This is a genomic window from Spongiivirga sp. MCCC 1A20706 (assembly GCF_046524175.1).
Taxonomy (GTDB): Bacteria; Bacteroidota; Bacteroidia; order Flavobacteriales; family Flavobacteriaceae; genus Spongiivirga.
The window spans coordinates 305,700-329,953 of sequence record NZ_JBEFZF010000002.1; the positions used below are offsets into that span (position 1 = coordinate 305,700).

General features: G+C 37.2%; 26 protein-coding genes and 1 tRNA gene. 7 read left to right on the forward strand and 20 right to left on the reverse strand.

Annotation, left to right across the window (positions count from 1 at the left end; all coding sequences use genetic code 11):
• Nucleotides 1–9: 9 nt before the first annotated feature.
• Together ABN763_RS05390 and ABN763_RS05395 are read left to right on the forward strand one after the other, a co-directional pair.
• A complete protein-coding gene (locus ABN763_RS05390) occupies nucleotides 10–1,776 on the forward strand; it encodes a BatD family protein (RefSeq protein WP_410484411.1) in 1,767 nt (588 codons plus the stop codon).
• Between the two features lie 2 nt (nucleotides 1,777–1,778).
• Nucleotides 1,779–2,528, forward strand: a complete 750-nt coding sequence (locus tag ABN763_RS05395) for an SH3 domain-containing protein (protein ID WP_410484412.1) — start codon at nucleotides 1,779–1,781, stop codon at nucleotides 2,526–2,528.
• A gap of 3 nt (nucleotides 2,529–2,531) precedes the next feature.
• On the opposite strand, the gene ABN763_RS05400 is transcribed toward ABN763_RS05395, so the two are convergent.
• Nucleotides 2,532–3,053, reverse strand: a complete 522-nt coding sequence (locus ABN763_RS05400; protein WP_410484413.1) for a CvpA family protein — start codon at nucleotides 3,051–3,053, stop codon at nucleotides 2,532–2,534.
• A gap of 230 nt (nucleotides 3,054–3,283) precedes the next feature.
• Between ABN763_RS05400 and ABN763_RS05405 the strand changes: the two genes are divergently transcribed.
• Complete coding sequence (locus tag ABN763_RS05405; protein WP_410484414.1) at nucleotides 3,284–3,748, forward strand: 3-oxoacyl-ACP synthase; 465 nt, start codon at nucleotides 3,284–3,286, stop codon at nucleotides 3,746–3,748.
• On the opposite strand, the gene ABN763_RS05410 is transcribed toward ABN763_RS05405, so the two are convergent.
• A complete protein-coding gene (locus tag ABN763_RS05410) occupies nucleotides 3,745–4,029 on the reverse strand; it encodes a hypothetical protein (RefSeq protein ID WP_410484415.1) in 285 nt (94 codons plus the stop codon). The two genes, ABN763_RS05405 and ABN763_RS05410, sit on opposite strands and share 4 nt — an antisense overlap.
• A gap of 183 nt (nucleotides 4,030–4,212) precedes the next feature.
• Here ABN763_RS05410 and ABN763_RS05415 point away from each other — a divergent pair, with 183 nt between their 5' ends.
• Complete coding sequence (locus tag ABN763_RS05415; protein WP_410484416.1) at nucleotides 4,213–4,554, forward strand: hypothetical protein; 342 nt, start codon at nucleotides 4,213–4,215, stop codon at nucleotides 4,552–4,554.
• The gene (locus ABN763_RS05420; RefSeq protein ID WP_410484417.1) at nucleotides 4,547–5,476 is read left to right on the forward strand and encodes a hypothetical protein; all 930 of its coding nucleotides are present in this window, start codon (nucleotides 4,547–4,549) and stop codon (nucleotides 5,474–5,476) included. The genes ABN763_RS05415 and ABN763_RS05420 overlap by 8 nt, the downstream gene beginning before the upstream one ends.
• 32 nt (nucleotides 5,477–5,508) lie before the next feature.
• Here the strand turns inward: ABN763_RS05420 and ABN763_RS05425 are convergent, their stop codons facing one another.
• From ABN763_RS05425 to ABN763_RS05455, 7 genes are all read right to left on the reverse strand, one after another.
• Nucleotides 5,509–6,492 carry an ABC transporter ATP-binding protein gene (locus ABN763_RS05425; RefSeq protein ID WP_410484418.1) on the reverse strand — a complete coding sequence of 328 codons (984 nt, stop codon included), beginning with the start codon at nucleotides 6,490–6,492 and terminating at the stop codon, nucleotides 5,509–5,511.
• Nucleotides 6,493–6,782: 290 nt separating this feature from the next.
• Nucleotides 6,783–8,933, reverse strand: a complete 2,151-nt coding sequence (locus tag ABN763_RS05430) for a prolyl oligopeptidase family serine peptidase (protein WP_410484419.1) — start codon at nucleotides 8,931–8,933, stop codon at nucleotides 6,783–6,785.
• A gap of 92 nt (nucleotides 8,934–9,025) precedes the next feature.
• Nucleotides 9,026–9,403: a DoxX family membrane protein gene (locus tag ABN763_RS05435; protein ID WP_410484420.1), complete on the reverse strand. Its 378-nt coding sequence runs from the start codon at nucleotides 9,401–9,403 to the stop codon at nucleotides 9,026–9,028.
• Nucleotides 9,404–9,553: 150 nt separating this feature from the next.
• Nucleotides 9,554–10,261 (reverse strand): hypothetical protein, encoded by a 708-nt coding sequence (locus ABN763_RS05440; RefSeq protein ID WP_410484421.1) that lies wholly within the window; start codon nucleotides 10,259–10,261, stop codon nucleotides 9,554–9,556.
• 132 nt (nucleotides 10,262–10,393) lie between these two features.
• Nucleotides 10,394–11,398 carry an aspartate-semialdehyde dehydrogenase gene (locus ABN763_RS05445; RefSeq protein ID WP_410484422.1) on the reverse strand — a complete coding sequence of 335 codons (1,005 nt, stop codon included), beginning with the start codon at nucleotides 11,396–11,398 and terminating at the stop codon, nucleotides 10,394–10,396.
• A gap of 194 nt (nucleotides 11,399–11,592) precedes the next feature.
• On the reverse strand, nucleotides 11,593–12,090 hold the full coding sequence (locus tag ABN763_RS05450; RefSeq protein WP_410484423.1) for a YciI family protein: 498 nt from the start codon (nucleotides 12,088–12,090) through the stop codon (nucleotides 11,593–11,595).
• Nucleotide 12,091: 1 nt separating this feature from the next.
• A complete protein-coding gene (locus tag ABN763_RS05455; RefSeq protein WP_410484424.1) occupies nucleotides 12,092–12,562 on the reverse strand; it encodes a CYTH domain-containing protein in 471 nt (156 codons plus the stop codon).
• A gap of 207 nt (nucleotides 12,563–12,769) precedes the next feature.
• On the opposite strand from ABN763_RS05455, the gene ABN763_RS05460 reads away from it, so the two are divergent.
• Nucleotides 12,770–13,012, forward strand: coding sequence for a GIY-YIG nuclease family protein (locus ABN763_RS05460; RefSeq protein WP_410484425.1), 243 nt, complete (start codon nucleotides 12,770–12,772; stop codon nucleotides 13,010–13,012).
• Nucleotides 13,003–13,076 (forward strand) — tRNA-Ala (locus ABN763_RS05465). The genes ABN763_RS05460 and ABN763_RS05465 overlap by 10 nt, the downstream gene beginning before the upstream one ends.
• 40 nt (nucleotides 13,077–13,116) lie before the next feature.
• Here ABN763_RS05465 and ABN763_RS05470 read toward each other — a convergent pair.
• The 11 genes from ABN763_RS05470 to ABN763_RS05520 all read right to left on the reverse strand — a co-directional run bounded on the left by ABN763_RS05470 (nucleotide 13,117) and on the right by ABN763_RS05520 (nucleotide 24,254).
• Entirely contained in the window at nucleotides 13,117–13,533 is a 417-nt protein-coding gene (locus tag ABN763_RS05470; RefSeq protein WP_410484426.1) for a nuclear transport factor 2 family protein, read from the reverse strand.
• Nucleotides 13,533–13,895, reverse strand: coding sequence for a hypothetical protein (locus tag ABN763_RS05475; RefSeq protein ID WP_410484427.1), 363 nt, complete (start codon nucleotides 13,893–13,895; stop codon nucleotides 13,533–13,535). The genes ABN763_RS05470 and ABN763_RS05475 overlap by 1 nt, the downstream gene beginning before the upstream one ends.
• A gap of 3 nt (nucleotides 13,896–13,898) precedes the next feature.
• Entirely contained in the window at nucleotides 13,899–15,086 is a 1,188-nt protein-coding gene (locus ABN763_RS05480) for a class I SAM-dependent methyltransferase (protein WP_410484428.1), read from the reverse strand.
• A gap of 10 nt (nucleotides 15,087–15,096) precedes the next feature.
• Nucleotides 15,097–16,716 carry a hydantoinase B/oxoprolinase family protein gene (locus ABN763_RS05485; RefSeq protein WP_410484429.1) on the reverse strand — a complete coding sequence of 540 codons (1,620 nt, stop codon included), beginning with the start codon at nucleotides 16,714–16,716 and terminating at the stop codon, nucleotides 15,097–15,099.
• A gap of 133 nt (nucleotides 16,717–16,849) precedes the next feature.
• Nucleotides 16,850–18,277, reverse strand: coding sequence for an FAD-dependent oxidoreductase (locus ABN763_RS05490; protein ID WP_410484430.1), 1,428 nt, complete (start codon nucleotides 18,275–18,277; stop codon nucleotides 16,850–16,852).
• Between the two features lies 1 nt (nucleotide 18,278).
• A complete protein-coding gene (locus ABN763_RS05495) occupies nucleotides 18,279–20,351 on the reverse strand; it encodes a hydantoinase/oxoprolinase family protein (protein ID WP_410484431.1) in 2,073 nt (690 codons plus the stop codon).
• Between the two features lie 88 nt (nucleotides 20,352–20,439).
• Nucleotides 20,440–21,273: an SDR family NAD(P)-dependent oxidoreductase gene (locus tag ABN763_RS05500; protein WP_410484432.1), complete on the reverse strand. Its 834-nt coding sequence runs from the start codon at nucleotides 21,271–21,273 to the stop codon at nucleotides 20,440–20,442.
• A gap of 3 nt (nucleotides 21,274–21,276) precedes the next feature.
• Complete coding sequence (locus tag ABN763_RS05505; RefSeq protein WP_410484433.1) at nucleotides 21,277–21,588, reverse strand: hypothetical protein; 312 nt, start codon at nucleotides 21,586–21,588, stop codon at nucleotides 21,277–21,279.
• Nucleotides 21,589–21,598: 10 nt separating this feature from the next.
• Nucleotides 21,599–22,360: an HpcH/HpaI aldolase family protein gene (locus ABN763_RS05510; protein ID WP_410484434.1), complete on the reverse strand. Its 762-nt coding sequence runs from the start codon at nucleotides 22,358–22,360 to the stop codon at nucleotides 21,599–21,601.
• 9 nt (nucleotides 22,361–22,369) lie between these two features.
• Nucleotides 22,370–22,894, reverse strand: a complete 525-nt coding sequence (locus ABN763_RS05515) for a 3-isopropylmalate dehydratase (protein WP_410484435.1) — start codon at nucleotides 22,892–22,894, stop codon at nucleotides 22,370–22,372.
• Between the two features lie 10 nt (nucleotides 22,895–22,904).
• On the reverse strand, nucleotides 22,905–24,254 hold the full coding sequence (locus tag ABN763_RS05520; protein WP_410484436.1) for a flavin monoamine oxidase family protein: 1,350 nt from the start codon (nucleotides 24,252–24,254) through the stop codon (nucleotides 22,905–22,907).

Below are 24,254 nucleotides of genomic sequence, written 5' to 3' on the forward strand. Positions count from 1 at the left end.
GGTTTCGTAATGAAAGCTATAAAGACATACATAACACTGCTATTAATCCTTACAGGATCAACACTTGCTGCTCAAGTACAGTTTGAAGCAAAGGTAAGCAAGAAAACACTAGGTGTTAACGAGCGTATTCGGGTCGATTTTGAAATGAATGTTGACGGGGATAACTTTAGTATCGCAGATTTTGCAGGATTTCAGGTAGTTGCAGGCCCAAATCATTCAATAAGTCGATCTTGGGTAAATGGTAAGCGCTCTTTTTCCAAAAAGTTCACTTACATTTTACAGCCCACTTCTAAAGGCAATAAAAAGATCAAGCAAGCTACCATGCAATATCAGGGAGAAACCTATAAGTCTATCCCTATTAATATTGTGGTGACCAATGCGGTTGACGTGCCTAAAGATCCGAATGACCCGACCAATATTATCAATGATAATATGTTCTTTGTGGCCGAGATTTCGAATGCGAATCCATATTTAAACGAGCCTATAAGCATAACTTATAAACTTTATTTTTCTAAGAACATAGCAGTCAGAAATTATGATATTCTTGATACACCCAAATACAATGACTTTTGGAGTAATGATATTCCCATAAAAGGCTATCCGCTGCAGCAAGGCACTTTTAAAGGAAAGCCTTTTTATTATTATGTGTTTAAGAAGATTGTGCTATATCCTCAAAAATCGGGTAGTTTAACCATCAAACCTTACTCAATTAATGTATTTGTTGATGTACCGACGAATAGACGAGATATTTTTGGGCAGCGTATGTATAAAAAGGCTGAAAAGTCACTAACAGCTGGAAGTCGTAAAATTAATGTGAAGGCCCTCCCTGAAGCTGGAAAGCCCGAAAGCTTTACAGGTGCTGTCGGTAGTTTTGATTTTAATGTTGAAGTAAGTCGCAATAGTTTAAGTGCATCAGAGTCGTTACAAGCTAAGGTACAGGTAAAAGGGAATGGAAATCTAAAACTATTTGAACTTCCAAAATTAAATGTTCCAAGTTCTTTAGAGGCGTACGATCCTGAACGTGACACTAAGGTTGCCACGAGCCTTCGGGGTATGCGAGGTAGTGTAGTAGACAATTATACATTAGTCCCTCAATATCGCGGAAAGTATCCAATTCCAGCGTTGAGTTTTTCATATTTCGATCCTAAGACTGAAAGCTATAGAACCGTGAATTCTGAAGAGATCGTTATTGACGTAATCGATGGACCGATGAATAATGCATTAGCCTCTTCTAACGGTAATGCCAATACAAAACAAGCAGTTATGTTGAATCCAAATCAGTTTAGAGGGTTTAAAGTAAATGCTAATTTAGTTTCTATTGATCAAACAGATTTTTTTAAGTCATCATGGTTTTACTGGTTGCTTTTAGGACCATTATTATTAATACCAATAGCCATGTTGGTAATGAAAAAGAAAAGAGCGATCGATAACGACATTCAAGGTTCTAAAATTAGAAAGGCGAATAAACTTGCCAAAAAATATCTAAGCACGGCAAAGAAAAATCTTGGTAACCAAGAAGCCTTTTATGTATCGTTAGAAAAAGCCTTACACAACTATTTAAAGGCAAAATTGAATATTGAAACAAGTGATTTTAGCAAAGAGAAAATCATTGCATTATTAAAAGATAGAAATGTAGAAGAAACTGCTATTGCTGAATTTATCAATCTTTTAAAAGCATGTGAATTTGCAAGATATACTCCATCATCAACCGATGCGATGAAGCAAGATTATGATAAAGCAGTAAACACACTATCAACCATAGATAAACAGTTTTAAAGATGAAGAAGCTATTAAATATCCTATTTCTCTTAATAGCTGTTGGGCTTTATGCGCAAAATGAGGCTGCATTTCAAAAAGGCAATCAACTGTATAATGAAGGTAAGTATCTTGAAGCCATAGAGCAGTACCAGTCTATTATTGATAGTGGCATGCATTCAGCGGAATTATACTATAACATTGCTAATGCCAATTACAAACTCAACAAGATTGCCCCTACGGTTTATTACTATGAAAAAGCATTGCAATTAGCACCTGATGATGCTGATATACAAAGCAACCTCGCTTTCGCGCAAAATATGACCATTGATGCGATAGATGAACTTCCTGAAGCTGGTTTTTCCAGAATACTAAATAACTGGATCGGCAAGCTTAACTATAATTCCTGGGCACGTGTAGCGGTGTTATTTTCTTTTGTCTTTGTATTGACTTTTATAACGTATTATTTTGGAACTAGGGCTAATCAAAAAAGGTATTTCTTCATTCTTAGTTTTATTGCTTTGACTATGATGATCTTAAGTACGGTTTTTGCTTTTAGACAAAAGACAATGGATACTAATGATCAACCAGCGATTGTTTTTGCAGTAGAAACCCAAGCGAAAACGGACCCCAATTTTACCAGCGAACAAGTATTTGTCTTACATGAAGGAACAAAAGTACAAGTATTACAAGCCTTTGGCGATTGGAAGAAAATTCAAATAGCCAATGGTACCGAGGGGTGGATTCCAGCAGAGGATATTAAAGAATTATAAAAATTAGATTTTGCTGGTAGTTTGATTTTCTAGTTCTTCAGGTTTTTGCTCAAGTACCCATTGAAACACGAAGTCACCAAGATTTCGAACTGGTTTATATAAAACAGATTCTTCTATTGTTTCCTTGCTAATTATCTCTAAGGTGTTATTGGTTCTGTCAAAAAATACCAGTACTGCACCCAGTATTATTGCAAGCTTCAGACCTCCAAAAGCGGCACCTAATAGTTTATTTAAAATGCCCAAGGCTGCAAAATCGGCTACTTTGGTTAACAATTTGCCCAGCATGGTCACTGCAATGATGATAATTATAAAGGTGATAATGAATGCCGCCAAATTTACATACTTCTCATTCCAGTTTACGCGATCACCTAGATAATCACCTACAAAATATGAGAAATGAATGGCTCCGTAAATACCTGCAACCAATGAAACAAGTGCTGCCACTTCTAAAAAGAGACCTTTGGTAAAACCACGATATAAGCCAAAAGCAATAATGGCTCCAAGAAAAATGTCAATGAAATTCATGCTTTAAAAATAGGGAATTCTTATTACTAAAGATAGAAAGTAAGAAGGGCTTACACTAACCTGCAAGGTGTTGTCGTATGAGTGAAACGAAGGAGACTTCCTTGCAGGTTTCCTACAAGGAATGAAGTCAAAGAGACCTACAAGGGGTTAAAAACCTTGCAGGTCTAATATAAAGAAAAGCAATATATATCTAATTATTTCGGTAATTTCATTATTCAATTTTTAAAAGTTTGAATAACGAATTACATATTAAAACTCAGCTTTACTCAAAATGCCAAGAGTTCGTTTCGGAACGTTTGAAGCGTATTCAAAACCGAATAGTAGATATAGAAACGTCGCTAAAATCCGAAACAAAGTCAACCGCTGGGGATAAGCATGAAACTGGCCGAGCTATGTTACAGCTTGAACGAGAAAAGTCAGGAGCACAACTTGCACAAATACAAAGTGTACAACAGTTATTAGCTAAAGTCAATATCCAAAATAGTTCGGGATCCAGTATCTCTCTAGGAAGTTTGGTAATCACCAATCGAGCAAATTACTTTATCGCTATTAGTGCCGGTCAAATTGAAATCGATGGGCAAGAATATTTAGCAGTAGCTGCAAATACACCCATTGGAAAAGTATTGCTTGGTAAAAAAGTTGATGATGAGGTTATTTTTAATGGGAACTCCATGCAAATAACTCGAATCATTTAAAAGAAAGAACCCAAAGTGATTACAACGCAAATGCCCAACAAGATTACACTAATTAAAAGTAATGTAGCTGCTGGTTTTGATTTCGAAATAGTTATGATTCCAATTACAAGAAAAACAACTTGAGCAATTAAAAACGGAATAGTAGTTAGCTCCTTAATCACACCGATCAATACTCCATCAATTTTTAATAGATAAAGTAGATAAGAAATAAGGAAATATGCTACAATTATTAAATTGATTAAGGCTAATTTGTTCGGTTTTCCAGAGATAGCAGCATTCATATGATTCACTATTTGACAATATCAAATTACTAATCTTTTTGTAATTATTTCTTTAGAGATAAATAAGGAAGTTTTCAATCCTGATTTCAATGATTTTTATAGTAGAAGAATACAGGTTGCTTTTTAAAACGCGACTCAGAGCTTATAGTTTGATTAAACTTTTAAAAAATAGGTGAAGCATATGTGCTTAATTTGGAAAATATTGGTCTTGTGGCTTCAAATGGCACGACCAATATTAATGGTGTTTTTAATAATCTTTGCGTTACAGTTCCTGCCTACAATGTAAGTCCAGAGTGGTATTCTCATCAATTAAAAATTGCGTGGAATATGACTACCGATCAAGTTTTTACCTATTTAAATAATACTAGAGGTTTAATGCTGCTAAATGTTATAACTCTTAAAGCATTGATTCTGGAAATGTTTACTGTAAATTTAAACTTTGCTTTTGCAACCCCTGGTGGGGCATCGGCACTTCCAACTTTTTGTAATGGAGTCCCATTTGTAAAAGCACAATATTGTGAATGAATTAAATAAGGTTTTTTTGTTCTTTTATTCCTTTAACCTCTTCGAAATTTTTAAAAGCGAAACTTTTTCTATTAGAAATCGGATAGGAAAGTTTATATTAATGATAAATATTATGCCTTGGTTAGTATGTGGGCAAGAACAAGAAAGTAAATTGAACATTTCAAGTAATAACATTTCATCCACCTTAGTTAATATTTCTATTTCTAAAGATCATTCAGTTTATGTAAATAACATGAAAATTGAGTTTTATCATGAGATAACATCATTAGTAAGTAAAATGAAACCTTTACAGATTATTTCTTTAAAATCTGTAATAACAGGGCATCCTAAAGTTGATTATCAAGTAGTAGATAACATTAAAGAGGAATTAGGTCGATTTTTGATCTCATCCTTAGTCGAATATAATATAGAAGGTAATAAAGATTACAGTTCATTTGGTTTTATCGATGGAACTACATTAAATCATTTTAGTGCCGATTACGTTGGACCTTTAGAAGGTAAGAAAATTGAATATACAATAAGCGATAATTCTTCTATAAGTGCAATATTGAGCGAAGAGGATGTTGTTAAAAATTCGTTCAGAGACAAACTTTATAATCTGGAAATAAAGGATATAAAGAAAACAGCTTCAATGTTTAATATTGCGAATATTACAGTTTTACCAAAGTCCAGAATATTGTTCGAATCTCAAATTTTTTTAGTGGATAATTTAAATCTATTTAATAGACTTATGTTTAACTACGATTTTATTTTAGTTCGATTTGATAGAAATATAAATTATAAAGAATATTTAGAATATTTGGATGTTAAGAATAGTTTGGTTAAATCCGCTTTGAAGCAAAATCCTTCTTCCGTTGGGAATTTTTTGGAGGTTTCAAATAGACTCTCTCAAAAACTGTTGAATGCTGGAATAGATATTTAATTACTTAAATTAAGATTTATAGCTCAACTTTTTTATGAAGAAATTCGTTTCAAAATTTTTCCTTTGGAAGTATATAATGAGCATATAGTTTTGCTGTTCAAAGATTTTTTATGAAAAAAGAACACCGTCTTTTTATTAAATTTCGATTTAATTAGGTAGCGATCACCCCGGTAGTACGATTGTATCACCTCAACCTCTAAGGTCCCCACTTTAGATTTTCGTAGGTCGTGCGGATAACAAAAAAAACGTTTCTTCTTTAATTCTTTAGGAACTTCGCCTTTCCATACATCACTTACGTTTAACTCGTTTACTTCTCCAAAAAGTAGAGCCGTATAGCGATCGGTTGGTTTTTCATATAATTTTTTTGGCGAGTTTAGCGCCTTTATTTCACCATCTTTTAGTACAATAGTCGTATCTGAATAGGATAATGCATCGGTCATGTCGTGTGTAGCAACAAAGCACATAATATGCTCTTTTTTTAAATACGCAAAAAGCGACCTTCGCAAACTGTTTTTTAAAAAATGATCCACTTGATTAAAAGGTTCATCGAGTAATAATACTTCAGGTTTTGTCGCTAAGGCTTTTGCCAAGGCAACTCGTTGTTGTTGTCCGCCACTAAGATTCTTCACCTTTGTGTCCGCAAAATTTTCAAGCTGCATAATTTGTATTAATTCTTGTACTCGCGCCTCTCCTTTTTTATCTTCTCTCGCAAAATAAGTTCCAATATTTTCAGCTACCGAAGTAAAGGGCATCAACTCAAAATCTTGTGCCACATATTTCATAAAAGGGTGTCCTGGAATCAAATTGAAATCAGGACCTAGAAGCGCTTCATCATTCCAAGTAATCTTTCCATCTTTTAGTTGAAGTAATCCGTAAATGGCCTTTAGCAAGGTACTTTTTCCTGATCCGCTTTCCCCAATAATAGACAAATGTTCTCCTTTACTGGCGGTAAAGCTGATGTTTTTTAGTGTGTTTTTTTCCTGATATGCGAATGAAACATGATCTGCAACCAACATAAAAGATGAAGTTTATACCAGTAAAAATAGGGAGTAGAACTAGCCAGATCTGACTTTAGTTAAAATAGAATGAACAAAGTTATACAGTCTAGTATTCAGTCTTCAGCTAGCAGTCTTCAGTATTTTCAAAAAATATGTGCTCCTACCTTTTTATAAAAGGAAGAAGATTTTTGGAGCCCTTGTTGGTAACAAAATCAGAGGGATTTCACTTCCTACTAACAGGGAAGCTTCGTTAAGTCAAATTCCAAATTCTACTGCCAACTGCGGACTGTCAACTGAATACTGAAAAACTACCCCTTTACCTTTTCATCTAATTTATTAGGTAATACTTCAAAACCCATATTGTACAAGGTAAAACCAAAAATATCAGCATATTGCTCGATCGTTTTACTAATAGGGGTGCCTGCACCGTGGCCGGCATCAGTTTCAATACGGATTAAGGTCGGATTTTTTCCTGCTTGTTTATCCTGCAAAGCGGCTGCGAACTTAAAACTATGAGCCGGGACCACACGATCGTCATGATCTCCGGTGGTTACCAATGTAGCAGGATATTGCGTGCCCTCTTCAACATTATGCACAGGAGAATACCCTTTTAAATATTCGAACATTTCTTTAGAATCTTCTGCAGTACCATAATCATATGCCCAACCCGCTCCTGCAGTAAATGTATGGTATCGCAACATATCTAAAACACCAACAGCTGGTAGTGCTACTTTCATTAAATCTGGTCGTTGGGTCATGGTAGCACCGACTAAAAGCCCCCCGTTTGACCCACCTCGAATCGCTAAAAATTCAGGAGAGGTATAATTTTCTTTTATTAAATATTCCGCTGCGGCGATGAAATCATCAAACACGTTTTGCTTTTGCATCTTGGTGCCAGCATCATGCCATTTTTTACCATATTCGCCACCACCTCTTAGGTTAGGTACAGCATAAATGCCACCTTGCTCCATCCAAACAGCATTTACTGAACTAAAACTTGGAGTTAAACTAATATCAAAGCCACCGTAACCGTACAAAATTGTAGGATTTTTACCGTTGAGCTCAATCCCTTTTTGATGGGTGATAATCATGGGTACTTTTGTGCCGTCTTTTGAAGTGTAAAATACTTGCTTAGATTCATAGTTGTCAGGGTTAAAATCTATTTCAGGACTCCAATATTTGCTATAATCTCCGCTATCAGCATCGAACTTAAAAGTAGTTCCTGGTGTTTTGTAATTAGAAAAAGAGAAATACAATTCTTTTTGTTCTTTTTTACCGCCAAAACCACCAGCACTTCCTACACCCGGTAGTTTTACTTCTCGCACTAGCTTCCCTTCATAATCATATTGTAATACTTTGGAAATGGCATCTACCATGTATTCTGCAAAGAAATAGCCACCACCAGTACTTGGACTTAGTACGTTGTCTGTTTCAGGAATAAAATCAACCCAGTTTTCCGGTCTTGGATCAGATGCATCAACAGTCACGATTTTCTGGTTTGGTGCATTTAAATTGGTGACCATATATAATTTGCTGTCAACATTTTCAATAACGTAGGTATCGCTGTCAGTATGGTTGAGTATAGTAATAAAATCAGAATTTGGTTTGGACAAATCCTTAATTAATAGTTTGTTTCCTGAAGTAGATACTCGGGGATAGATAATTAAATAACGATCATCTTCAGTTACACCAGCACCAATGTAACGATGTTTTTCTGAAGAGATTCCTCCATAGATTAATTGGTCTTCTTTCTGTGAAGTGCCCAGTTTATGATAGTATACTTTATGCTGATCAGTTTTTGCTGAAAGCTCACTTCCTTTAGGTTTATCGTAGCTTGAATAGTAGAAGCCTTCATTTCCTTTCCAAGAAACACCGCTGAACTTAATATCAACTAAAGTATCTTCCTTTTGTTCAAGTGTTTCTACATCAAAGATGATTACTTTTCTCCAGTCGCTTCCTCCTTCTGAAATTGAATAGGTTCCTATTTTACTATTTTTAGAAAAGCTTAGTCCTGCTAACGAGATGGTTCCATCATCGGAAAATTTATTGGGATCAATAAATACTGTCGCTTCTTCATCTCCTTTTTTACGATAGTAAACACTTTGGTTTTGCAGCCCATCATTTTTGCTAAAATAAGTGTAATCACCTTCGGTAAAAGGTGCAGATATGCGCTCGTAATTTAGTATATTCTCCAGGCGTGTTTTTAACGCTTCCCGATACGGTATTTTATTTAAATAACCGAATGTTACTTCATTTTGAGATTTTACCCAATTACCTGTTTCTTCACTCATGTCGTCTTCCAACCATCGATAGGGGTCAGCCACTTCACTATCAAAATAGGTATCAATTACTGTGTCTTTTTTTGTTTCAGGATAGTTAACTGCCACTTGCTTATTTGAGTTTGAATTACAGGAAAATAGTAAGGCGGTTAACCCGCCAAGAAGAATTACATGTTTCATGGTGTTTTGGATTGGTGTTTTTTCAAAAATATTATAAAAAAAACCCTAGGCTAGAAGGGCCTAGGGCTTTTAACAATTATTTAAGGAGTGCGTTATGAAAACAGTCCTTTAAATTTATGCCAATAGGCATATGTTAATGCTATTTGTAAAATCAATACTAAAGACGACGGTCCTTCAAGTCCGGCGGGATCTAAGACCGCATGAAATAAGAAAATATTAACCACCATTGGTGCTAATAATACTAATGCAAATGGTACTGCTTTATTAATGATCAATAATACACCAGCGACAACATAAATAATACCCATTAGCTCCCACATAAAGCCTGAATTGATAATTGCACCTATTAAGCTTCCTGCTTCTGCTCCTAATTCAGGGTTTGGTAAAAACCCTCCGAATTTATTGGCTCCGAAAACCACGAATATCAGTCCCATCAAGATACGTAGGGCCATTGTTAACCTCGAATTCATAATTTGTTTTAAATTTTGGTCAATACTTAAAGTTAGACGAAAATTATGAAATGAACTTTCAGAATAGTTTTGGGAACATGTTTTCAACGGAGGACAAACAAGATTCTAGAGCCTTGTTTTTCTTTTTAAATGGTAAAAAACAACTTTCTTTTAGTTGTCGGGATCCTCGTTATCTGGGACACCATCATTGTCGTCATCAGTGTCTGTATTATCCGGATTTCCGTCATTGTCATCATCAGTATCAGTACTATCTCCTACGCCATCATTATCGTCGTCCCAGTCAAACTTATTGTCAATTCCATCGTTATCGAAATCAGAATCCCCTCCCCAAATATCTCTATCTGGTCCAACATCATCAAAACCAGTTATTGCTGCAATATAGCAGTTCCTAATAGTTGGGCTTACCTTCCGAGGAAGGTAGCATGTTTCAATTACTCCACTAGATCTAGTAACCTGAGAAATTACAAGCTCAATTTTACCATAATTTCTATCGGCATTTTCAAAAATCAGTGTATTGTTAGACACATTTTGGTTTGCAGGAATAGTAACGATTGCAGCATCTATTAAGTACCATGTTCCACTAATTCGTTTTGCAGCATATACCTCTACATTTCGATCGTAACTTACAGTGTGAGTACCAGAAGAGACATAAACCGAATATGTGTCGTATGACTGACCTTGAACAATGCAGAAGTTTTCAATGACTAATCCAGGTGTTAAGAATTTTTGAGAACAACTAACAGGTGGAGGAAGGTTACTAGGATCAATAAAACCTTTATGGGCTTCTAGGGTTTCATCTAGCTGATTTTCATCTTGAGTTGAACATCCGAATAAGGTAATAGTAATCAAACAATACATTGAGAATTTTAACATAACTTCAAAAGATTAAATATTAGTCTTTTAAAGGTAATGATAATTTTCAAAAATGAGATTAAATTCTATAATATTTAGTAAATATTATGACTTAATAAAATCATTTGCACACAGATATTAGCTCACCAAAGCTTTAATTAATTGTTTTTCTACTAAGTATTCGGCTATTTGCACTGCGTTAGTTGCCGCACCTTTTCTAAGGTTATCGGCGACGATCCACATATTTAATGTATTTGGTTGGGTTTCATCACGTCGAATTCTACCCACAAAAACATCATCTTTATCATGTGCATAAATTGGCATCGGATAGGTATTTGTATCCGGATTATCTTGAACCACAATTCCTGGCGTTTCATGCAATAATTTTCTAACTTCAGTTAAGTCAAAATCATTTTCAAACTCTACATTAACTGATTCTGAATGCCCACCTGCTGTGGGAATACGAACGGCCGTTGCACTTACAGAAAAGGTCTTGTCATTTAAGATTTTTTGAGGTTCACGAGCCAATTTCATTTCTTCTTTAGTATATCCATTTTCTTCAAAAACATCACAATGCGGTAGTGCGTTTCTATTGATGGGATACGGATATGCCATTTCACCTTTAACTCCAGCAATTTCATTATCCAATTGTTGAACTGCTTTAACCCCTGTACCAGAAACTGATTGATAGGTGGAAACAACAACACGTTTCATTGTGTACTGTTTGTGTAAAGGCGCCAATGCTAGTACCATTTGAATAGTAGAGCAGTTAGGGTTTGCAATGATTTTATCTTCAGTAGTCAACTCGTTTGCATTAATTTCGGGGACCACTAATTTTTTAGTAGGATCCATTCTCCAGGCTGATGAATTATCAATCACAGTGGTGCCAACTTCGGCAAATTTTGGAGCCCACTCAAGCGATGTTCCTCCTCCAGCAGAAAAAATGGCAATGTCTGGAAGCATATCAATTGCCGTTTGCATTCCGACAATAGTATAAGGATCATTTTTATAAATAACCTGTTTTCCAATTGAGCGCTCAGAAGCGACAGGAATTAATTCAGTAATCAGAAAATTACGCTCCGCCAGTACTTTTAACATGACCTCGCCTACCATGCCGGTAGCGCCTACAACAGCTACTTTCATCTGCTTAAAATCTAAATTGTTAATATCGTTCCTTTTAGAGGAACTTAAAATTGAGCGCCAAAGTTACATATTAATAACGTTGGTATAGAGGGAAATATTAAAATTATCAATTTTATAACAATTTGTTATAAAAATATATTTATCGTCAATTTTGACATAGATAACGCCAGTAAATCTGACAATGTTGTAGTTAATTACCTTAAAGGGAAGCCTTTTCCTGCCCACCAGGGTTTTACTTCTATCACCAATCTTCCTGCTTTTACCATTGGGTCTGAGTTGGCAAGGCTATCAGCCATTGCAAAGGTAGGAACATTGTAAATAGTAATGCCTCGTAGTTCACCATCATCACCCATGGGTCCAGAGATATCAGCATATCCAAGTTGATACATTTTACCCAGATGAGCCATGTGCAGTGCTTGAAGACTATCAGCCACCTCCTTTGATTGAGAGCGATTGGGGCCGCTTTTCAAAAAAGCGATAAAATACTGTTGCATGATCACGGTATCCTTTGTTTCCTCATCGACATAGTCAAATATTTGAAAGCCTTTATCGACCAGCTCTTTTTTTATTTCTGCTGTCGACTTCTTTTGTGCGCTTCGCACTTCGATTGGTTTTCGTGCTATATCCGTTTGTTGATTGGTGCAACTTGCCATGATAAAGATGACAGCCAAAGTGAAAAAAGTAGTTCGCATATTACCAGTTTTTAAATGGGTGTTGACTTAATCGTGAGTTATAATATTTTGTATCACCAGTAACTTCTTTGCCAAGCCAACTAGGAGTTTCATATGAATCATTTTCGTTTTCCAATTCAATTTCCGCAAGTATTAATCCCTCATTTTCCCCTTCAAAAATATCGACCTCGTAAAGATATTTTCCTACTGGGATTTCATATCTTGTTTTGTCGATTATGCCGGGAAGACATAGTTTTAGCAAGGATTCGGCCTCATTAATCGAAATCTCCTTTTCCCATTCAAATCGCGTCGTTCCATTTTTATTCGAAGCTCCTTTTATGGTGATTATTCCTTTATCTTCTATAATTCGAATGCGGACAGTCCGAGAGGGGTCATTGTTTAAAAAGCCTTGAACAATTCTGAATTTACCAGAAGCTTGCCCAATAAATTCATTGGAATTGACTAAAAATTTCCGTTCTATTTCCTGACTCAAACTATGTAATTTTATTTAAATATATAATAATCTTGACTTAGAGTAGAAACTAGTAAAATTAAGATTGGATATTCAATAGGATAATGATACATTTGGAAACCTAATTGGGGATGTAGCTCAGCTGGCTACCCGCCCGTACCGAACGGCACGTTCGGGCGGGGAGTGCTTGACCACAAGTCAAGATGCCTATAAGTTCATTAAAATTAAATGTTTTACGTTTACGTATTGTATAGCCAACAGGCTTGTCGATATTATATAGGAATGACAGCGGATTTGGAAGCGAGACTTAAAACTCATAATTCTGGAAGTGTAAAGTCAACAAAAGCATTTATACCTTGGAAGATGATTCATTTTGAAAAATTTTCAACTCGTTTAGAAGCTAGAAAACGAGAAAAGTATTTAAAATCAGCCGCGGGAAGACGTTGGCGAAAACGTAATTTGGGGATGTAGCTCAGCTGGCTAGAGCGCTTGACTGGCAGTCAAGAGGTCGTGGGTTCGAGTCCCATCTTCTCCACTAAAAAACCGCACATTGTGCGGTTTTGTTTTTCAAACTACTATTTTTTCCAATCCCCAACACCATAAGGATCTGGATGAGCAGCTGAGACATGCTCATGACGTATTTTCCAATCGCCATCTACATTCTTCATTACAAATGACGAGCGGAATGTGGTCATAATTTCTTTCTCGCCAATAGAAATGTACAGATCGGTTACACCACTAATCCATCCCATATCACCAACAATTTCTTCATAGGGGCCTTCGGTCCAAATAATTTTGTCTAAAGAAATAGAAGAGTTTACAAAATCTCCCCAACCCTCCATAATCATACTGAAGCCTTTTGTTGCTAAACGAGGTCCTTCTAAAACAACATAAGTATCCTCATCTGGGCAGTAACCGTTATTGATTTCATCCATATCACGTTCTGATATGGCATTCCAAAATTTTCGAATTCTTTTTTGAAGTACTGCCATTACATCTCGTTAATGTCATTGGCAATTTCTTCTAAATCCTTATCGGGATTTTCAAGTTCTTCTTGCTCTTGTTGCACAATGCGAAGTACACGGCTTATATATTCAGCATGCCAGGTTTGGCGTTGTTCTTCTTGTTCTTTTGTTTCCGGAACAAAAGTTTCAATGTCCTCACGAGTCACCACTCCTTTTTTCTCTAATAAACGCTCGATACTATCCATACGTTCTCGCATCACCGCTAATTCACCAGCGACTGCCATGGTGATATTTAGCACGCGTTCTACCGCAGGATCATCGTGAAAATAAGGACGTTTACCTTTTGGTTTATTTGAAGCAAGTTTTATGTAATCTATTTTGTTTTCCATTTCTTAATTTTTAATAGCCCCGAATACATTCCAGATTGGAGAACGGCCATGATCTTCCGGTTCGTCCGCTTTTTGCGAACCGTCATCTAAATCGTTTTCAGCCCTCGCGCCAATTTGCATAAAATCTTCCTTTCTAAATCCTGATGAAACCATTAATTCAGAAGGCTCAATATCATGCATTTTTGACCAGTACGGTTCGTTATTATAAAGCGCATCCCAATCGCGTATAAACTTTTCATAAAGACTCATGTCATCAGTATATTGTGGTTGTTCTATATGTAGCGTTAATCCTCCCGGTTTCAGTACACGATATACTTCATTCATAATATTATATATTGATTTACCCCCCGTTTCATGAAAAAACATAGTGGACTGCACCCAATCAAATGACTCGTCTTCGAACGTAGTTTTTGCCGCATCCATTTGCATGAACTTAACATTGGTATAACCCAAGTCTATCGCACGGGCATGGGCATACCGCAGCATTGGTGCGCCCGTATCAATACCGATAACTTCAGCATCGGGGAATGCTTTGGCAATAGGTAATACATTATGGCCCATACCACAACCAATATCTAATATACGCTTGGGTTTGAAATTAGGATACGTTTTCTTTACCCAGCTTACAATTGCTTTTCCTCCGCCATCGCTATATCTACCTAAAAGCCCTGCTGTGGTGACAAATAACCCCGTGTCATAATTTGCTGCAGGGGTAACATCTTCATCGATGAGCTCAGTATGATAACTACCCGGCATAATATGATTATCACACGCTAATAAGTATGGAGGCACTTCAACGGTATCGTCTAATACCAAGGTATCTTTTCCTTCATTTAGGGCTTTCACTTTATCACGTAATGCTGAGGCCTGTCGCAATACGATAGAACGACCCGCTTGTTGCCGCATTTCCATGGTGCTTCTTCTAAGAGATGACCATACCTGATAATGTGAATCTTGGCTTATTGCTTTTTTTAATTCTTCAACTGAAGCAATTTTTCGTCCGTGTTCTTTCTCAAATTTAGGTTCTACTCGGTTTTCAAAAGCTACTTTATTGCCTGTAGATACATGTGCTAAATGCTTGTTTAAATTTGCTAAGAAATTGTATCTCGCTCTTTCATCATGATTCATTTCTGGAAAAACAGCATGTTGTGCTATTTTATTATAAACCGGAGGTAAGTTTCGTACGCTCATAATTTTGTTATTAACTAATATATCCTAATATTTTATCTTCTTCAACTAGTTGTTGATCTCTTTCTTCCGGATTACCGTAACCTGCGCCACCTGGTAGTGTCAATATCAATTCTTCTCCTGGAAATAATTTGTCAAGTCCCTTTGAAGGAAAATCTCTTTCAGGAATAATTTTAACAGATCCCATTGCTCCATCGAGCCCTTCTAAAATCCCCTTTGCTTTTGTAACTGTTTTTTCGGCAACCATCGATACGTTAATCGGATTTTCACCGATGTTTTTAAAGCTAAAACGCTGACCTAATCCTCCTCGGTATTTACCTTGACCTGCCGAGTTTGGAATTAATGATTTTTCGGTTACCAGTACAGCAACATCGGTTTCCAGCACTTCAATCGGAACATTCGCTACATTAGTTGGAAAGCTCAAAACATGTTCTCCATCCATATTTGGTCTGGCGCCGTATCCTCCATTTAAAAAGAAGTATTCTACAAATTCTTTTCCTTTATGTTCACCATTTAGTACAATACACCAGCATGCGCTGCCACAGTCGGCCTGAACCTGATCTGGGACCGCCTTGGCCAAAGCTCCGAATACCACTGAGTGCAACATGTTGCCCGTAACATTTCTTGCCCCCAGTGGTACAGGTTTTTGTGCGTTGACCAAGCAACCTTTCGGAGCAGTAACTGTAATCGGATAAAACGAACCATCGTTATTTGGCACATCCGGACTGAAAGCACATTTAATAGGATACGCGGTATACGCAAATGTGTAGTTTAACACGGCATTAATACTCATATAATGTGCACTTGAAGTACCCGTATAATCTGCTATTATTTCGTCTCCTTTAATCGTAATTGTTATTTCAAAATGACATCCTGTTCCCCTGCCATCGCCGTCGGTATCATATGCATAATGATAACTACCATCTGGGGCAGCAAGTAAGGCTTCTCGCATTGCTTTTTCAGACGAGTTAATTACCGCATCAGCTAAATCCTGAAGGTCATCCAGATCGTTTTCTTCCATTAACTTCATCAACGACTTTATTCCCTGATCGTTTGCTGCCACCTGTGCTCTAATATCACCAACAGTTTGGTCGGCAGCACGTACGTTTTGCTCTAGAATATTAAACAGCGTTTCATTAGGAACACCTTCCGAAATTAACTTGGTTGGTGGTACCATTAAACCTTCTTCATACAAATCACGTGTACCTGCACCCCAAAGCTGGCCTCCCATATCGGGACTATGTGCAATAGTACCTATAAAACCAATTAAATTTCTTTGATAGAATATTGGCGAAACGATGCCGATATCCGGCTTATGGCCTGCACATAACCAAGGGTCATTAGTCATAACTACATCTCCTTCTTTCCAGGTTTTCTCAGGAAAATAATCTTTCAGCAATGCTTTTGTCAGGATAGGGAGAACTCCCAAAAATGAGGGTACAGATACGCTAGATTGTGCGATAGAACGCCCTTTTTTATCCATTAGCACAACGGCAAAATCGTTAGATTCTCGAGTCACTGTCGAAAAGGATGTACGTTGTAATGTGGTACCCGCCTCATCAACAATACTGATGAGTCTGGACCAGAGAATACTTAATGCTATTGGGTCGAATGTGGTTGCGGTTGCTTGCATATTCTAAAATTAGTTAACTAAGTTAACTAATTTTTGTCTTTTAATAGTTAACTTATTCAAAAATCTTCCTGACACGGATGATTTTGATTTGTAAATAATGTTTTTTGTTTGTCTTTATTAGTTTATTATGAGATTAGCCCAGTTTTCTGCCAAGAATACGACCAAAGCCCAAAGCTGGTGTTATCGCCATTCCGCTGCAAAACGAGCTTCCGCTGGTTGAACCTAATCCCAATACTTCACCTGCGGCATATAGGCCTTTCATAATGTTTCCATTGGCATCTAAAACTTGCAAATCATCATTAACCTTTATACCACCAAAAGTCACCAAAACAGAGGCATGAACTTTTAAAGCATAAAATGGGGCTGTTTTAATAGGATCTTCTAAATAGGTACGACCAAATTCTGGGTCTTTTTTTGTGATGACCATTTCATTATAATTAGAAATGGTGCGTTTTAAATTATCGAATGGTAAGCCTGTTTTTTGTGCAAGTTCATCAATAGAATCGGCACTACATAATGCGTTTTCTTTGGTTGCTTCGGTTTTCATTTCTTGCACTGATCGCCCAATCATAATCGGATTGTGATTTCCATTTTCATCGGGTGCATTCAATGCAGCCTCATCAAATATCACCCAAAAACACCAGTCTGGTTGTTGCATTGTAGCCAGTTCTCTTGCTTCGGGGCTTACCTCATCTTCACTGATAAAGCGTTTACCATATGCATTGACATATATATCTCTTGGTTTTCTGTAAATAGAAGTCAATACCATTGCCCAGTTGGCATTAAAATCAACCCGACCACTACCTTCCTCCTCTTCCATACCTCCTAAACTTGGTAAATGGTATTCTCCAAAGCGAAAAGTAGCACCCTGCTTTTCCAGAATCACATGACCCTCAGCAGTAGCTGTAGGGTAGCATGAACTTACCAATGGTATTCCCGGATGTTTCTCTTGAAAATATGCAGGATTACTGCCATAACCTCCAGAAGTGATTACAATGTTTTTTCCTTCCAATATCTTTTCTCCATCATGAGTTTTACACACCACTTTGTCATATCGATCAGCAGATTTTCCTAAGCCGGTAAATGTATGATGTAAATGGCATTCTATCGTTCCTTTTGAAACTTGTTCGTCCCAAAGCGGAAGCAGGACTTTATAAATACTCAATGCTTTTTCAGGACCATAAATAGTGCGAGCGGTTTCATAAGCAACATGGCCGTAGATAATTCTCGGACATTCAGGAGCCCATTCCATGCCAATTTCGTCTAACCAGGCTATGGTTTTCGGTGCTTCCTTAACAGCCATTTCAATTAAGCCATTATCACCCGATCGATTATTGATGCGGTAAATATCTGCGAGGTGTTTTTCAACACTATCCTCAATTCCTTTATCTTTTTGAAGACGCGTTCCACCAGCACTCATATGTCCGCCTGACCAATGCATGGCACCACCTACATGATCAGATTTTTCAACAACTCCCACTTTCAGTCCGCGTTGTGCTGCCGTAATTGCGCAACTCATTCCTGCGGTACCTGCCCCAACTATTAAAATATCATAACTCATTTTAATAATGTAGATCGATTATTATATTTTTATCATTGTCCACCTGAACTGAACTATTGATTCCAATAACAGTTGTACTTTCAGTTTCTTCAATAATTGCTGGCCCATCAAATTTTTCAAAAGGCTTTAAAGCATAACGATCATATACTGGGCAGTCGAGATACCCGGTTTCTTCAAAAAATACTTTTCTTGTTCCTTTGTAGGCTTCTTTATCTTCTTCTGTTGTAGAAAACTGTTTAACTTTCATTTTAGGAATTGGTCCTTGAACCACAACCCGCCAAGTGACCATTTCCATGCTCATTCCTTCGATAGAGCGATTGTATCTAAACTCGTATTCTTTGATAAACCGCTTTTCTATTTCAGCAATGCTGTTATCACTTAATTTTCCTTTAGGTAACTCAATGGTGATTTCATGACCTTGTCCATAATATCTCATTTCTACAACCCGTTGTACCGTTGCGTCTTTTCTATCAATTCCTGATTGTTGTAAGAAATCATACCCATCTTCTTCCATCTCTGAAAGGAATGTATTTATTTCATCCCAATTGGCTTTGTTGAGTTCAATGATGTAACTGTGAATTTTTTCGCTTGCAACGGGAGATACTAAAAATCCTAAAGCTGATGTAACCCCTGCGCCCACAGGAATAATAAGACGCTTTGTATTTAACAACTTAGCAACACCAAAGGCATGTACTGGTCCTGCGCCTCCAAAACCCACCATATTAAAATGCCGAGGATCCATCCCTTTTTCAAGTACGTGAACACGTGCAGCATTGGCCATATTTTCATTTACTATTTTATGAACTCCCATGGCGGCTTCCTCGATAGAAATGCCAAGAGGTTTGGCAAGTTTATTTTCAATTGCTTTTCGTGCAGATTCAACACTTAAACTCATTTCACCTCCGAGAAAGTATTCAGCATTTAAATATCCCAAAACCAAATCCGCATCGGTTACTGTAGGATCTTCACCACCTAAATTATAGCATGCTGGTCCTGGAGTAGAAGATGCACTATCGGGACCTACGGTTAATAAGCCAATATTGTTTACTCGGGCGATGCTTCCGCCGCCTGCACCAATTTCTATCAAATCGATCACAGGAATGCGAACAGGAAGGCCACTGCCTTTTTTAAATCGTTTTACTCTACCAGCTTCAAAGTGATTGGTGATCTCCGGTTTCCCTTCATATATAACGCATGCCTTTGCAGTAGTACCGCCCATATCAAAGCAAAGTAGGTTTTCTTCATTTAAATGGGTACCAAAAAACACTCCGGCCATAGCACCACCTGCAGGGCCTGATTCTAGCAAATGGATGGGGGATTTTCTCGCACCATCAATAGTGGTCAGTTTACCGCTAGAGATCATAATATTAATATTACCTTCAAAACCCGCTTCTCTTAACTGAGTTTCGAAATCTTTTAAATACTTGTCGGTTATTGGTTGTACATAGGCGTTCATTGCTGTTGCCGAGCTTCGCTCATACTCACGAATCTCAGGCATAATTTCTGAAGAAAGGCTGTAGTAAATATCGGGTATATTTTTACTCAAATAATCACCTACTGCCTTTTCATGATTGGTATTTGCAAATGAGTTTAGCAAACACACGCCGACAGCTTCAATATCATTTTCTTTTAAGGTTTGTGCTAAGTATTGCAACGCTGATTCATTTAAAGGTGTTACAACATTGCCGTTAATGTCAACTCGTTCTGCAACCCCCATTCTTAGGTTTCTAGGCACTAATGGTTTGGGCATGGTCAAGAATATATCGTAAATGTCATATCGCATTTCACGACCTATTTCTAACACATCTTCAAAACCTTTGGTAGTTATAAATGCGGTTTTAGCCCCTTTGCGTTCAATAACAGCATTGGTTACTAGGGTTGTCCCGTGAACAATATCATTCATGTTTTTCACAGGAAAACCAAACTTATCTTCAAGTTCTTTAATACCGTTAAAAATACCAACCGTTGGATCGGGATAAGTAGTTAAGGTTTTGGCAAAATATAACTGATTACTGTCGTCATCGAACAATACAAAGTCTGTAAATGTTCCTCCTATGTCAATTCCAAGTTTCATTTTTTCATTTTTTGAGGTTACACCTCCCATGATCTCACCTCGATCGAGGGAGAATTATCTGGTTTATTTCTAATGTTTGTATTTGTTTTTAATGATATTCTTCGCCGCCGGAAACGTTCATTGCTTCACCAGTAATATAGTCAGCTTGATCTGAAGCTAGAAACGCAACGGCCTTAGCGATATCTTCTACAAGCCCGGTTCGTTTTAAGGGATTTTTGTCTACAATTCCTTGCAAGTAATCATCATAATTTTTTCCCAGCTTATCGCTGAAGAATTTATTTTGCCAATGCCCTAAACCAGTAGTAATATGATTTGGACAAACGGCATTTACTCTTATTTTATGTTCGCCAAGTTCAACCGCATTAGAACGTGTTAATCCGATCATTCCGTGTTTTGAGGCAGTGTAGGCGGCAGCATAAGGAAAACCTGATTTAGCTGCTTGACTGGCTACATTTATTATTGACCCGCCTTTCCCTTGTTCTATCATTTGTTTTGCAGCGTGTTTTGAACAGAGGAAGGTGCCTTTTAAATTAACGTCTAAAACTGCATCCCAACTTTCATCTTTAAATTCAGTGAATGGTTCCATAATATAACCAACCCCTGCATTGTTAACCAATATATCAACACTTCCAAAAGTTTCCTTTGCTTTTTGAATAAGATTAGCTACTTGCTCTTCATAGCGGATATCACATGCAAACGCAACAGCATTACCTCCTGCCTTTATACAATCACTAACGATACTTTCCATTTCATCAGTGGTACCGATATGTTCTTCACTGAATTTTTCTCCTTGAGGTTTTCCTATATCAGTGATCACAACATTACAACCCTCAGTGGCAAATTTAAGAGCGATTGCTTCGCCAATACCTTTGCGTCTTCCAGAACCTGTTATAATTACTGTTTTTCCTTTTAAATTGTACATGGTTTATGCAATTTGTTCAGAGATAATGAACATAGGATTGTCGGCGAATGTTTGAAATTCTGCAGCAACTTTTTGCATTGCTTCTGAGCCAACTTCTTCTCCTAGTTTGGCCATGTCATTAATTTCAAGTACTTCGCAATATTGATAAGGAGACTCATTTTCGGTACCCATGATGTTACCAAGTTTAAACACTTTAAATGAATCTACTGACGACATGCTCGAAGCTGTAGGAACATCGGTATTTTTTGCCCATTGCTCATACGCTTCTCTTGCATTTTCATCTTTTAAATTAAATAACACCACTAATGCTGCCATAATCTTAAATTTATTGTCTTGCTCCAAGAAATGCGTTTCCTGAAGCTTTTATTAATCCTTGTACAGAGTTCATTACAAATGATGCTCCTTTTCCAACTAGTGCAGTTGCTTGATCAGCGTTACCAGCAACGGTACCATACCATTTACCTGCATCTAGGATTGTTTTGAAAATGTGATCGAGCATTTCCTTCACTTCAGGATGGGCTGGACCATCATAAAAACCCATAGACATTGCTAAATCTCGAGGTCCAATAATGAAGCCATCAACACCATCTATTTTACATAATTCTTCAAGATTTTCAACACATTCCATAGTCTCAATTTGTGGCATCACTAAGGTTTGCGAGTTTGCAAAATGAACATATTCTTCCTGCGACATAGGACCTTGCATATAATCAGCTGCTCGCACCGGTCCTAAACCGCGACTACCAATTGGTGGATATTTAATGGCGTCTACTAAGATTTTTACATCTTGAATGGTGTTAATAGTCGGCATCATCACACCCATTACACCGGCGTCAATATATTGAAGAATAAGCTTAGTATCGACACTACGGATTCTGGCTAAGGGCGTTGTGCCACGCAGCTCACAAGCACGTACCATATTGGTTATGTCTGAAGCAGAAATTGCTCCATGTTCACCATCAATCATATAAAAATCAAAGCCGGTAAGACCAACATATTCGCAAATAGTAGGGTCTGTAGTAGGAGAGATGACCCCAAAACCAACTTTGCCATCTTCGATTCGTTTTTTTAGTTTGTTTTCTTTCATACAGTAGGTTTATTCTATAGGTTCTCCTTTGGCTATTTTTTCTCGAACAAAATTCATTAAACCTCCCGCTTCAGCAACTTCTGCTACAAATGGTGCTGCTGGCACCGATTGAAATTCCTTTCCATTGGTTAGGTTTTTTATTATACCACTATCCGGATCATATTCCAGTTCATCACCTGTTTCACATCCTAGATGAATATCATCACATGTTACAAAAGGTAATCCGTAATTTATGGCATTTCTAAATTGAAGTCGAGCAAAACTAGTCGCAAAAACAGATTTAATACCAGCACCCATTAAACCAGTGATTACATGTTCTATTGATTTTCCCCCTCCTGCGAAATTATGATTTGCAACGATGAACGTGTATCCTTTATCTTTAAATCCGTTTTCCTTGCTAAATTCTTCTTTTACACCCCCCATTACAATCTTGCTGTTCTCAACAGGATCGATAGGTGAAGTCCAATATTCTGAGGTAATTATATCATATGCCATTACGTAGTCATCCGCTACCCAACATGTTCCTTTTATCATTTTCTTAAGTTTAACTAGTTAATTCATTAAAAACCCTTCTGGCAGATTCGGCAGCACCTTCCATACCACGGGATTTTTTTGCCGCATGCTCACCTGCAAAATGCATATTTCCGGCAGGGCGAATCATATCTTCAAATAGTGATGCATGACCGACTCCAAACTCAACATATGCCCCTTTATTATATTTGTATTGCCCCCAATCTTGGGTGCCTAAGTACTCAAGTTTTCCCGTTGTCGAAGGCCTAATTTCGTTTATTTTTTTGATGGTATAATCAGCAATTTCTTTTTCTGACATCTTATCAAAGAAGGCCGTGCCAGTTCCATTTACCCAACAAGCCATTTGTTTTTCATCTTTATTAGAACTCACATTCATAATGCGCTCGAGGGGAGTATCAGTCCACATATCATACGGTATTTGATCTTGTTCCCAAAAAGCTTCGGTCTGGGTTAGATGTATCTGAGTGATTTTAGTATACGGCAATTCGGCAATTGCTTTTTGTTGATTACTATTGAAGGATACATCCATTTTAACATCCCGTAATGTAGAGAAGGGAAGTGTTGAGATTACTTTTTTCCCGTTATATGAAGAGCCGTCTTCGCACCATACAGTTACCTTATCTTTTGTATCATTAATCTTGGTAACCATTTTATTTCTGAGCACTGTTTTTTTAAGACTTCCTACTATAGCATCGATGAACTTATACGAGCCGCCTTTAAAATTTAGAATGCGTTCAGAATCGTTAAACTGCCTAAATGCAGCGCTGTGATAGGCATTTATAGCAGAGGTTTCTCGCAGGTTATTATAATTAGCACTGATATTAGCAAGGTCGATTTGTTCATCAGTAAGTCCATGCCGTTTAAGTAATGTACTATACGTTTCATCAAGATCAGGACGTTGGTACCATTGGTCTAATGCGCTTAATTTTGGTGCTTTGGCTAATGCCATAAATTGCAAATAAGCCGGATTGGTTGTGTTATCAGTCCATTCCTTATGAAGGGTGCCATCAACATAAATTGCTGTTGGTGATCTCATATAGTCGGTAATGTCGATCATTTCAGTGTCGAACTTTTTTACCAATTTCATCACTTCAATATACTTATCACCAATACCTCTACCACCTACTTCTCGGTTAATATCTTTACGAGAAAACATGCGACCACCAAGACGATTACTTCCTTCTAACAAAAGATAATCTTTTCCCACTTCTTCTAATAAGTGCGCCAAGTACAATCCGGATAGGCCACCACCTAAAATGATGAATTCAGCATCCATTTTAGGAGCTTTAGCGCATGCTATCGGCATTAGACTAAATGCAATGCCGGCAGCACTTGTTTTTTGTATGAAGTACCTTCTATTCAT